Below are 11,930 nucleotides of genomic sequence, written 5' to 3'. Positions count from 1 at the left end.
TCAGCTTCCTTCGTTGTCGGTTGCGGCGGCGGAGGCAGACCTGGCGATCGACCAGCGCGGCCCCTGCGGGGTGTCCTCGACGACGACGCCGAGCGCCTTCAGCCGGTCCCGGATCTCGTCCGAGGCGGCGTAGTCCTTGCGCTCGCGCGCGGCCTGCCGCTGCTCCAGCAGCGCCTTGACCAGCCCGTCCACCACGTCGCCGAGCTCGTCGGTCGCGCCGGTCCGGGACACCCACGGCTCGGCCAGCGGATCCAGCCCGAGGACGCCGAGCATCCCGCGGACCGCGGCCAGGCTCTCCCGCAGGGCGGTCGAATCCCCGTCCGCGACCAGCTTGTTCCCGTCCCGCACGGTGTTGTGCAGTACGGCGATCGCGCCCGGCGTGCCCAGGTCGTCGTCCATCGCGGCGACGAAGTCGGCCGGCAGCTCCGCGGCCGGCTCGACCCCACCGGTCACCTCGGTGGCCCGGGTGATGAACCCCTCGACCCGCTGGAAGCTGGTCGCGGCCTCGTCCAGCGCGCCGAACGAGAACTCGACCACGGACCGGTAGTGCGACTGGACCAGGTAGTACCGCAGCTCGATCGGCCGGACCCGCTCGACCACGTTCCGCACGACCGCGCTGTTGCCCATCGACTTGGACATCTTCTCGCCGGCCGTGGTGACGAGCGCGTTGTGCATCCAGAACCGGGCGAACCTCTGCCCGATCGCGGTCGACTGGGCCAGCTCATTCTCGTGGTGCGGGAACCGCAGGTCGAGTCCGCCGCCGTGGATGTCGAACTCCTCGCCCAGGTACTTGCCGGCCATCGCCGAGCACTCCAGGTGCCAGCCCGGGCGGCCGCGGCCCCACGGCGTCGGCCAGGACGCCGTCCGCGGCGTGCCCTCGGTGTGGCCCTTCCAGAGCGCGAAGTCCCGCGGGTCGCGCTTGCCGCGCGGGTCCGCGTCCTCGGCCGCCTCCATGTCCTCGATCCTCTGATTCGACAGCTCGCCGTACGCCGGCCAGGACCTGACGTCGAAGTAGACGTCGCCGGAGCCGTCCGGGGCGATGTACGCGTGCCCGCGCTCGATCAGCTGGTCGATGATCTCCAGCATCTCCGGGATGTGGCCGGTGGCCCGCGGCTCGTACGTCGGCGGGCGGCAGCCGAGGACGTCGTACGCCCAGTGCAGCTCGCGCTCGAACTCGTACGCGTGCGCCCACCACGGGACGCCGCGCTCGGCCGACTTCGCCAGGATCTTGTCCTCGATGTCGGTCACGTTCGCGATCACGGTGACGTCGTACCCGGAGCGCTCGAGCCAGCGCCGCAGGACGTCGAACACGACCTCCTTGTAGATGTGCCCGACGTGCGGGGCACCCTGCACCGTCAGCCCACAGTGGTAGATCCCGACCTTGCCCGGGTGGACCGGCTCGAAATCCCTCACTGCTGCTGTCGCGGTGTCGTACAAGCGAAGTGTCACCGATCAAGGGTAACGGGAAATGACACCGCCTCTTGACAAGATTGTCCGGACCAGCCCTCAGGAGGACCGTCTTGTCGAACCAGCCCCCGTACGGCCCGCCGCCGCAGGGACCGCCGCCTCCGCAGTACGGCCCGCAGTACGGCCCACCGCAGTACGGTCCTCCGCCTCAGCAGTACGCCGGGCCGCCGCCGCAGTACTGGGGCCCGCCGCAAGGACCGCCGCCGCCGCAGGGACCGGGCTTCGGCTGGGGCTCCAACGGCTTCCCGCCACCGCCGCGGAAGAAGAGCAAGACGCCGTTCGTGGTGCTGCCGATCGTCGTCCTGGTCGCCGGGGTGGTCGGCCTGTGGATGTGGAGCCAGGTGTCCGGCGGTCCGGGCGACGACTACACCTCACCGCAGCCGACGTACACGTCGACGTACGAGCCGACGGAGGAGCCCACGCAGACCAGCGCGCCGACGATCCCGACCACCCGGCCGACGCGCACGCAGCCGACCGCGACCCGGACCACGACCTCCGTGCCCCCGCCGCCGTCGAACTCCGACCTGGTGACGAAGAACCGGCTCTACAAGACCGGTGCGCAGCGGACGGTGAACTGCCGGGAGTCCAGCGCCCGCGCCACCAGTCCGGCGAACGCCCGCAAGTACTACACCCAGATCCTCAACTGCCTGAACCGCGCCTGGCCGCGGCAGGTCGCGCTGACCGGCCGGACGTTCGCGCCGCCGCGGATGATCGCGTTCACCGGTCCGGTGAGTACGCCGTGCAGCGGCAACGCCCCGAGCTCGTTCTACTGCTCGGCGAACCGGACGATCTACATGGACGCGGCCTCGGACCTCAAGCGGTACCGGCAGTTCCTCGGCTACAACAACCGGTCGACCGCGATGGCCTTCCTGCGGGCGGACATGTCGGACACCATGGCGCACGAGTACGGCCACCATCTGCAGCACCTGACCGGGATCCTACGGGCGTCGTCGAGCATCCAGTACGAGCGGTCCGGTGACGCCGCGCTGCAGATGAGCCGACGGCTCGAGTTGCAGGCGACCTGCCTGGGCGGTGTCTTCCTCGGCGCGAACAAGGGCAGCTACGGCCTGAACGGCGGGCTGTTCAAGTCCCAGCTCGACTGGCTGCACGCCCATCAGGGCGACGAGTACGGCACCCGCCGCGACCACGGCAGCCGCGAGGTCGTGCCGCGGTGGGCGAACGCCGGCTTCACCACCCGCAGCCCGGCCGCCTGCAACACCTACGTCGCCGCCGCGACGTACGTCCGGTAATTCCCGCGACCTCCGCGACGGCACGGTCTAGTCTCGGTCGGTGAGCCTTTCGCTGCCGATCGAGACCGACCGCCTGACCCTTCGCCGCTACCTCGAGACCGACTACGACGACCTGCTGAAGCTGCAGTCCAACGACGACGTCGCCCGGTTCCTGCTGTACGACGCCCAGACGCCGGAGCAGGTCCGCGACACGACGTTGCCCCGCCGGCTGGTGGAGCTGCCGCCGATGGACGCCGACGGGCAGGCGGTCACCCTGGCGGTGATCCTGCGCGAGACCGGGCAGCACGTCGGCGAAGTGTCGTTGTTCGTGCAGAACGCCGCACACCGGGGCGGGGAGATCGGGTTCGTGTTCCACCCGGAGTTCCACGGGCACGGGTACGCCGCCGAGGCGTCGGTGGAGATGCTGCGGCTCGGGTTCGAGGAGTTCGGCATGCACCGGATCATCGGGCGCCTGGACGCCCGGAACACCGGATCCGCGAAGCTGCTGCAGCGGCTGGGGATGCGCCACGAGGCGACCTTCGTGAAGAACGAGCTCATCAAGAACGAATGGACCGACGAGGCCGTGTTCGCGATGCTCGCCGACGAGTGGGCCGCCCGCTCGTAACTATTTGACCGGACAAGACCACAACCACGCCACGCGTTCACCGCGACACGACCGAGCACCACACTTACGGTCGGTATATGACTACCGCCCACAGTCTGACAGCGCTGATCGCCGGTGCGGTCGTGCTGACCTGTGGTGCCTTGCCCAGTGAGGCGAGCAAGGTGCCGCAGTTGCGCGACATCGCGTACACCACGTGGACGTCGACCACCGACTTCCTCGCCGGTGCCCACTCCGGCACCACCGTCGCCGACGGGGCCCTGACCTTCGGTACGTCGACCGGCACAACGTCGTACGTCGACCCGTTCGGTGACGGCACCGCGAAGAGCTACGACCGGACCAGCTGGACGTCGCCGGTCGTGACCCCCGGCTTCCGGTTGACCGAGCTGATCGCGTCCTGGAACGCGACCACCCCGCCCGGGACCTGGGTCGAAGTGGCGATGTCCGGCCGGACCGACCTCGGCAGCACCACCAAGTGGTACGTGCTCGGCCGGTGGTCCAGCGGCGACGACACCGCCGCCGGCGACATTCACCGTACGTCGGTGCCGTCGCAGGGCGACGCGAACGGCTCGGTGGCCGTGGACACCTTCGTGGCGGCGAAGGGCCGGTCGCTCGACCGGTGGCAGCTGAAGGTGACGCTCTACCGACTGACGGGGACGACGCAGTCCCCGGTGGTCCGGTCGGTCGGCGCGATGGCGTCCTGGCTGCCGGACGACCAGAAGGTTGCCGTGAGCCCCCTTGGCGGTGCGCAGGGGATCGTGCTCGACGTGCCGACGTACTCACAGGAGACGCACATCGGGCACTACCCGCAGTGGGACGGCGGCGGCGAGGCTTGGTGCTCGGCGACCTCGACCGCGATGGTGCTCGACTACTACGGCGCCGGCCCGACCGCCGACGAGACGGCCTGGGTCGATCCCGACGACGCCGATCCGCAGGTCGACCACGCCGCCCGCTCGGTCTTCGACTACGCCTACGACGGCGCGGGGAACTGGCCGTTCAACACGGCGTACGCCGGCACCCGCGGGATCGACGGATTCGTCACCCGGCTGCGATCGCTGACCGAGGCCGAGCAGTTCATCAAGGCCGGCGTCCCGCTGATCGCGTCGCTGTCGTTCAAGAAGGGCGACCTGCCGGGCGCTGGGTACGGGACGAACGGGCACCTGATGGTGATCGTCGGCTTCGATCCGGACGGCAACGTGGTGGTGAACGACCCGGCGTCGCACCTGATCCCGAGCAACGACGAGGTCCGGACGACGTACGACCGGGCCGCCTTCGAGAACGCCTGGATCCCGCACTCCGGCGGACTCGTCTACGTCATCCACCCGGAGGGAACCCCACTGCCACCGGTAGGCCCGCAGGCCAACTGGTAAAACGCGCCTGTTAGGCAATGAGACCTGCGAGATTCGTGAGGATTCGGATCGGTTAGGTACCAGGCAGTCCGCGGAGCCTGGCTGGACGGCGCCAGGAACTCCAGTCCCCGCCGAGCTCGTGCCAGCCTGTGGGCGAGCATGATTCGCCAACGGCGAGAGCGACGTCGGCGCTCAGATTAGCGCTCGAGCTGCTTGTAGCAGCCTTTCCGCCCGCAAGGTTCGGAAGGCCGCGAAATCATCCTCAAAAAGCTCTTCTGGGCATAGCGCGCGGTCGAGGATCAGGTGGTTCTTCGCGGCGGGCATGTGCGTCTTGTACTTGCTCGGCGCTACGCCTCCGAGGACCTTGTTGTCACTCGCCGAGATAATTGCAAAATTGACCAAAGCATTGATATCGCGGATGTCGAATCCGGAATCCCGGAGGAAAGCGCGAGGCATGAGGTGGTGGAACTCGTTGCGATTATAGGCCTGAAGCACCTTCGAGAGCGTCACAGGTTGACCGGAGACGAAGCTCAACGGATCTTGTTGAGCTAGCAATAGAATAAAGGTGCGAGTGTTGACCGTCCCGATCGTGAATGGCTGCTCGAAGTAGTCCTCATCTACAGCAGCCGAGAATTCGGCTAGGGTACTGGGCTGACCCTCCCGAAGATTCGCAGCCTCTTCGATGTCACGGTTCAAATTCCGGACCACACCGGCGCTGTACCGGCGCGAAAAACAGGACCGCCAAAACCATCGCACGAGAATCTCGCGCTGATCATGCTTGAGCGTAAGGCTTTTACGTGCGAAGAAAACCGAGAGCGGAACGAGCGCTGCGGGATATGGAAGGTTGGCGAGTGTCTCAACGCGCAGGTTCTTCTGCAAGAAGTCGATAGCGCCTCTGATGCCATTCTCGATGTCATCAAAACGGTCACGCACATCAGCACCTTTGAGATTAATGAACGCGGCTGGCGATGCGTCGCCGGCTACTATCGCCGCACAGCACCGCAGGAGCAGGTTAGTCTCTTCACCGAGGTCGCCGAATCCATGTGGACGAAGCTCTTCCGCCAACTCCGAGAATCGTCTCTGGAGATCGAAGTCCTCACTCCATGTCCAAGCAGTCAGCAGCTGGAAGACGTCAAGCTCGACGCCAAGTCGATTCACTCGTTCGAAGACGATAGCAACCTTAGCGCGATCGTCCGTGACAATTTCCTGGGTCGGAACTGTAGCTTCCTTGAAAATGGACTGAACCGAATCAATCAGGAGCGCTTGACCGTTAGTCAAACCATCGGTTGCGTGTCGATAGGCAGTTACATCAAAGAATGTTTTGATCGGGAAATGACGACTCGGATCGACTTCTTCGAGAGGTAGCGCCAGGAACTGACTTTCCTGTAGGTCGGCCGCTGCCTCCATATCGAAATAGATGTTAGTCCATGTATCGTCCCCGTCAGCGGTCAGATCGCTCTGAAACACACCAAAAATAGACGTTATCCGCTGCTGTCCATCGAGCACGTAGTCAACCGGATAGTCTGCTTGACCCTCTGGGAGCTTGAATGGGCCAAGATCACGTTCGGAATTCAGTTTCTCCTTCGTGCGCCAGAGTATTACCGCGCCAAAAGGATACCCTTTGTAGATGGAGTCCATCAGATACGCTACCCGTTCGGCATCCCACACAAAGCCTCTCTGGAAGGCCGGGATTCGAATCGCACCAGACGTCACCTGCTCGATGATCTTGCGAATTGACAGGTCGGCCACAGAGATTCCTCCTTCGGTGCGGACCGCAAGACTAGCAGGAAGCAGTAACGCATGGGCAGAGCGCAATCTTCGGTCGTCGAGTGGTGCATCGGTCAAACGCTCGAATAGGCCGAAATGCGAGTTAGGACCGGTTTCCTCGGTCGTTATCGCTGCCATCTGCGCTTGCCGCAGCGACAAGGCGTCGTGTACATGGGGACGAGACGTCGTCAGCAGATCTCGTCAGCCCGAAGTCATGCCATCCAGTTGACCTGGCTTGATCATGCGAAGCCCGTGAGTTATACCGCCTTCCACGGGCTGGCTCAGCCCGACGACGCAGCCACTCCGGTGAAGAGTGACCGGCGAGGTCGTACCACGGCCTCAGCGGGCGAAGAGGGCGCCGGTGAGGTTGGTGGTGAGGTTGCGGAGCGAGTCCGGCAGGTACTGCAGGTGCCAGCCGCGCGGGCCGCGGTACCAGGGGAAACCCTCGTCCTCGTCGACGTCCTCGTCGGTCGCGACCAGTGCGTCGATCCAGCGCTCCGAGCCGCCGAGGACGACGGCGTACGGAAGGGCGCGCGAGCACAGCTCGGCGTGCTGGTCCGACGGCAGTTCGCTGACGTCCATCTCGAGCAGCTCACCGCGGATCGCGGCGACCTGGCCGAGCACCCGGCCGGCGGCCGGCGCCTTGGCCGGCATGTAGCGACCGACCACGATCAGGCCGACGCCCACCGCGGTGATCGCCAGGCCCAGCAGGCCCCAGGTCGTCAGCAGCGCGAGCACCACGGTCAGGACGACGCCGATCACGGTGACCGCGATGCCCATCGTCGCCCACAGCGAGCGGGTCCGGTCCGGCCGCTCGGTGAACCAGCCGCGCTTGACCACGCCGTCGTACAGGGCGTCCTGCACCTGGGCCAGGTTCGCCCGGACCTGGCGGCCGAGCTCGGAGACGAGCACCGAGTCGGAGTCGCCGAAGATCGCCCGGATCAGGACGTTCTCGTACCGCTGCAGCTCCTCCGACGGCGCGTTCGCGACCCGGCGCAGCTCCCAGTCCGGCCGGGCGTACTCGGAGTCGTGGTCCTGCTCGATGATCATGATGTGGCCGCGGACGGCCAGGTCGATGATGGTCGCGGTGACGTCGACCGGGTCGATCCGCTCGTCGATCAGCGTGCCGACCTCGCCGGGGCGCAGGTCCGACGGCGGGGTGAAGTCGATCCGGGTGTCCGCGCCGAGGCTGAACAGCGACGCCGGGACGACGCGGCGCGGGTCGACCCGGTCGCGGCCGCGGAGCCGGTACAGCACGAGCAGCGCGATCGCGCCGAGCAGCAGCACGGCCAGCGCGGTCAGCAGCTGCGCGGTGTCGGTGGAGAACGCGCGCTTGAGGGTCTTGCGGTACTCGACGATCGAGTTCGCGGCGATCTCACCCTCGGGGAAGCCGACCGTCATCCGGACCGTGTTGCCCGGCGGCAGGCCCTGCTGCTGGAACGTCGGCCCGGCGGTCTCGCCGAGCTGCGCCAGCGTGCACGGGGTATTGCTGTCGATCGCGCCGGCGAAGCAGGAGACGTGCGTGACCTCCGGCGTACTGAAGACGATGTTCGCCTGCTGGACGGTCAGGTTGATCCCGGTCAGCGGGGCGAACCGCACCTCCGTGCCGTTCAGCGTCTCGGCCACCGCGCCCCGCACCGTGTAGGTGAAGTCGAGCTGGGTGGAGCCGCTGACCTCGGCGACCGCGATCGAGGTGACGTCGCCGTTGGTGGTCAGCTCGGTCTGCTTCTCCTGGCCGCCGGCGGTGACCTTCAGGTTCTCGATCCGCTGCACGTGGTCGACGTCGTCGGGCAGGTGGTCCCGGGTGACCACGAACCGGGTGAAGGTCCCGGTCACGTTGCTGAGCTTCCAGGTCTCGGAGACCGTCAGCTGACCGTCACGTTCGACCCGGACCTGGCTGTCGTAGTTGGTCACGACCGGGTCGGCCGCACCGTGGGATCCGGTCGCGCCGGCCGGGACGCCGGTCAGGGCCGAAAGACCGAGGGCACACAGGGGGAGCCCGAGCAGACGTAGACGCATCGCCCAATCACACCGTAAAGAGAGGGTCAGTTGACCCGGGCACCATACCGTGACCGGTGTGCCATCCGGCGCGGTCCCGGCTGTTGAGCTGGGCAACCGTTCGATGAGCCCGGGCTCGGATAGCGTCTGGCCCGTGTCAGGCAACCAGTGGGGCCCGCCGCCCGGGCAACAGCCGCAGCCTTCGTACGGCGCGCCACAGTGGCAGCCGGGTCCGCAGTACGGCGGTCCGCCGCAAGGTCCGCCGCCGCAGGGTCCGCCGCAGGGCCCGCCGTACCAGGGCCCACCGTCGGGTCCGCCGTACCAGGGGATGCCGCCGCAGGGTCCGCCGTACATCGGCCGGCCGGGTGGGCAGCCGCAGTTCGGGTGGGGCGCGCCGCCCGGTGGACCGCCGCGGCCGCCGCAGAAGAAGGGCGGCAGGGCGAAGGCGGTCCTCATCGTGCTCGGCGTGGTCGTGGTCGGCGGCGTCGGCATCTTCGGGATCTCGAACGCCTTGAAGGACAGCGATCCGTACACGAGCCCGTCGTACTCGCCGTCCAGCTACACCCCGACCCACGGGCCGTCGCAGACGCCGTCGATCTCACCCACGGTCGCGTCCAGTCCGACGGAGACGAGGACCACCACCCGGCCGACGACGACCCGGCCGACCGCGCCGCGGACGACGTCCACCCCGAAGCCGAAGCCCGGTCCGACCGACGCCGACCTGGTGCTGCGGAACAGGCTGTACAAGGCCGGGGCGATGCGGGCGGTCAACTGCCGGGAGTCCCGGTCCCGGCCGTCGACCGTGGCGGGCGCGCGGGCCAATTACGCCAACCTGCTGAACTGCCTGAACAGGTCCTGGCCCGCCCTGCTGGCCCGGTCCGGCGCCCGGTTCCGGCCGCCGACGGTGCAGCCGTTCAGCGGGACCGTCAGTACGCCGTGCGGGATCGGCAACGACTCCGGTCCGCCGTTCTACTGCGGCAGCAACGAGACCATCTACATGAATCTCAGCGAGGACATCGGCAACTACAACCGCTACCCGCAGGCGTACCAGAAGGTGTGGGCGCGGATGTGGATGCTGCACCAGTTCGCGCACGAGTACGGCCACCACGTGCAGCACCTGACCGGCATCCTGGCCGCCAACCACCGGATCCGGTACGAGGCGCCGACCCAGGCGAAGGAGCTCGAGGGCAGCCGGCGGCTCGAGCTGCAGGCGTCCTGCTTCGGCGACATCTTCATCGGCGCGAACCGGCGCAGCTACCCGATCACCGGCCAGTCGCTGTTCCAGTGGAAGTGGCTGATCCTGCACTGGACCGACCACAAGAACGACCACGGCGACGGCGTGAACCACCAGTACTGGGCGACCCGCGGGTTCAACAGCCGCAACCCGAACGTCTGCAACACCTTCGTGGCCTCCTCCGCCAAGGTGCAGTAGACCCGGGCTAGCCTGGTGCGTCCGGATCACGCAAAGTATGTGTCCGGGGGCGAGCAGTCCGGGGGGACGAACCGACCGGGCGCGGCGTCGGCACCCCGAACAGCGCCGGATGCACCACGTTGACGGCTACACCCAGAAGGTCGTGAGGAGTATCGATGTCGGACAACTGGAGTCCACCCCCGGAGCGGGAACCGGCTGACGGCGACCAGCCCGCCGGTCCGCCGGAGCAGCCTGCCGGGGAGGGCCAGTCGCCCAGGTGGTGGAGCGGCGGCACGGACGCCAAGCGCGAGTTCCAGGACCCGAGCGCCGCGCCGGCCGAACGGCCGGCGAACAACTGGTTCGGCGAAGGCTGGACCAACCGCCGCCCGGACGAGCCCGACCAGTCCGCCGGCTGGCAGACCCGCCCGGAGCAGTCCCGCCCCGGCCCGCCCCAGAGCGGTCCTGGTGACAGCCAAGTCGGTTGGCAAGCCGCGCCCGCCTACGGAAGCCCACCTCAGCCGCAGCAACCCCGACCGACCCCAGGGCCCGGCCCCAACCGCCCGCCCCAGCAGCCCGGCCCCCAGTCCGGCGCTCCACACTCCGGCGCCCCACAGTCCGGCGCCCAGTCCGGCGCCCAGTCCGGCGCCCCACAGTCCGGCGGCCCACAGTCCGGCGCCCCGCAATCCGGCGGCCCGCAGTCCGGCGCCCCACAGTCCGGCGGCCCCCAGTCGGGCGGCCCGCAGTCTGGCGGTGCGCAGCCTCCCAGCCCACAGACTCGCGGATCGCAGTCGGCCGGGCCACAGGGTGGGTGGCCGCAGGGTGGGATGCCGCAGCCCGGCGGGCAGGCGCGCGGCCCACAAGGCGACACCGGACCCCGCTCCGAGAGCTCGTACCTGTGGGCCCCCAGCCAGCCCGGCCCCCAGCAACCGCCGTCGCCGTGGAGCAACGCCCTCCCGCCGAACCAGCAGCAGGGCCCGCGCCACGCCGCCCAGCGCGGTCAGCAGAACCCCGGCTACAACCAGGGCCCCGGCCAGATCGGCCCGATGGGCCAGCCCGTGCAGCAGGCGCCGACCTGGCAGTACCCGCCGATCCCGATTCCGCAGCCACCGGGCCCCGGCCGCCGCCGCAAGCAGAAGACGCGCACCCGCGGTCTGCTGATCGGACTGGTCGTGCTCGCCGTCCTGGTGGTCGGCTCCGGGATCACGCTCCTCGTCCGGATGACCGGCGACGACGCCCCGCAGACGACCAACAGCCCGTCGGTCGCGCCGTCGGAGACCCCGTCCGACCCGCCGTCCGCGAGCCCGTCGCCCACGCCGTCCGAGCCGGCACCCCCGGCCGAGAACGAGGTGCTGACCGCGAACAAGCTGTACGCCGTCGGCCCGATCGCGGCCTCGAAGTGCGCCGAGCCGCCGTTCGCACCGATCAACTTCACCGCCGCGCGGAACTACTACGCCCGCCTGCTGCCGTGCCTCGACCGCACCTGGTCGCTGGCGATGAAGAAGGCCGGGCTGGGCTTCCGCTCCCCCAAGGCCGTCGTGTACGTCGGCAAGCTCGCGTCCCCGTGTGGCATGCAGCGCAGCGTCCGGGCGGCGTACTGCGGGGCGAACGCGACCATCTACCTCCCGTTCGCGGTGGACAACCGGTACTACCGGAACAACCCGGTCTACGCCCGCGCGATCATGCTGAATACGTTCGCGCACGAGTACGGCCACCACGTGCAGAACCTGAGCGGCATCCTCGCGGCCTCGGTCTCCCGGCAGCAGTCGATGACGCCGAACCAGAAGCTGCTCGAGAGCCGTCGCCGCGAACTGCAGGCCACCTGCCTCGGGGCGGCGTACCTGGGCGCGAACGCGGCGTTCATCCCGATGCGCAACCCGCTGCTGGCCAACTGGAAGTTCCTGATCGCGCACACCGGTGACGACTACGCCCGGCCGCGGGTGCACGACCACGGCAACCGGGTCAGCAACTACCAGTGGTCCATCGCCGGGTACAACAGCAAGCAGCCGAACTCCTGCAACACCTACACCGCCGACGAGGCCCGCGTGGCCTAGCCGTCAACCGGAGAAGCCCGGGTCCGCACTGGACCC

The 11,930-nt window shown here is 68.3% G+C and carries 8 protein-coding genes; 5 read left to right on the top strand and 3 right to left on the bottom strand.

What is annotated here, in order from left to right:
- Positions 1-1,449 carry a cysteine--tRNA ligase gene (gene cysS, locus ACQPYZ_RS05155; protein ID WP_433165755.1) on the bottom strand — a complete coding sequence of 483 codons (1,449 nt, stop codon included), beginning with the start codon at positions 1,447-1,449 and terminating at the stop codon, positions 1-3.
- Positions 1,450-1,520: 71 nt separating this feature from the next.
- On the opposite strand from cysS, the gene ACQPYZ_RS05150 reads away from it, so the two are divergent.
- From ACQPYZ_RS05150 to ACQPYZ_RS05140, 3 genes are all read left to right on the top strand, one after another.
- Positions 1,521-2,717 (top strand): neutral zinc metallopeptidase, encoded by a 1,197-nt coding sequence (locus ACQPYZ_RS05150; protein ID WP_433165753.1) that lies wholly within the window; start codon positions 1,521-1,523, stop codon positions 2,715-2,717.
- A gap of 40 nt (positions 2,718-2,757) precedes the next feature.
- Entirely contained in the window at positions 2,758-3,321 is a 564-nt protein-coding gene (locus ACQPYZ_RS05145; RefSeq protein WP_433165751.1) for a GNAT family N-acetyltransferase, read from the top strand.
- A 77-nt stretch (positions 3,322-3,398) separates the two neighbouring features.
- Positions 3,399-4,688 (top strand): peptidase C39 family protein, encoded by a 1,290-nt coding sequence (locus ACQPYZ_RS05140; protein WP_433165749.1) that lies wholly within the window; start codon positions 3,399-3,401, stop codon positions 4,686-4,688.
- Between the two features lie 171 nt (positions 4,689-4,859).
- Here ACQPYZ_RS05140 and ACQPYZ_RS05135 read toward each other — a convergent pair whose 3' ends face one another.
- Together ACQPYZ_RS05135 and ACQPYZ_RS05130 are read right to left on the bottom strand one after the other, a co-directional pair.
- Positions 4,860-6,416 carry a GmrSD restriction endonuclease domain-containing protein gene (locus tag ACQPYZ_RS05135; protein WP_433165747.1) on the bottom strand — a complete coding sequence of 519 codons (1,557 nt, stop codon included), beginning with the start codon at positions 6,414-6,416 and terminating at the stop codon, positions 4,860-4,862.
- 357 nt (positions 6,417-6,773) lie between these two features.
- Positions 6,774-8,453, bottom strand: a complete 1,680-nt coding sequence (locus ACQPYZ_RS05130) for a DUF2207 family protein (protein WP_433165745.1) — start codon at positions 8,451-8,453, stop codon at positions 6,774-6,776.
- Between the two features lie 133 nt (positions 8,454-8,586).
- Between ACQPYZ_RS05130 and ACQPYZ_RS05125 the strand changes: the two genes are divergently transcribed.
- Both ACQPYZ_RS05125 and ACQPYZ_RS05120 read left to right on the top strand, forming a co-directional pair.
- Positions 8,587-9,864: a neutral zinc metallopeptidase gene (locus ACQPYZ_RS05125; RefSeq protein WP_433165744.1), complete on the top strand. Its 1,278-nt coding sequence runs from the start codon at positions 8,587-8,589 to the stop codon at positions 9,862-9,864.
- A 155-nt stretch (positions 9,865-10,019) separates the two neighbouring features.
- Positions 10,020-11,894, top strand: coding sequence for a neutral zinc metallopeptidase (locus ACQPYZ_RS05120; protein WP_433165741.1), 1,875 nt, complete (start codon positions 10,020-10,022; stop codon positions 11,892-11,894).
- Positions 11,895-11,930 lie beyond the last annotated feature (36 nt).

This window comes from Kribbella sp. CA-247076 (assembly GCF_050942445.1).
In the GTDB taxonomy this organism is placed as follows: Bacteria; Actinomycetota; Actinomycetes; order Propionibacteriales; family Kribbellaceae; genus Kribbella.
Note: the sequence above shows the minus strand (reverse complement) of the source record. Positions and strands in the feature narration are given on the sequence as shown.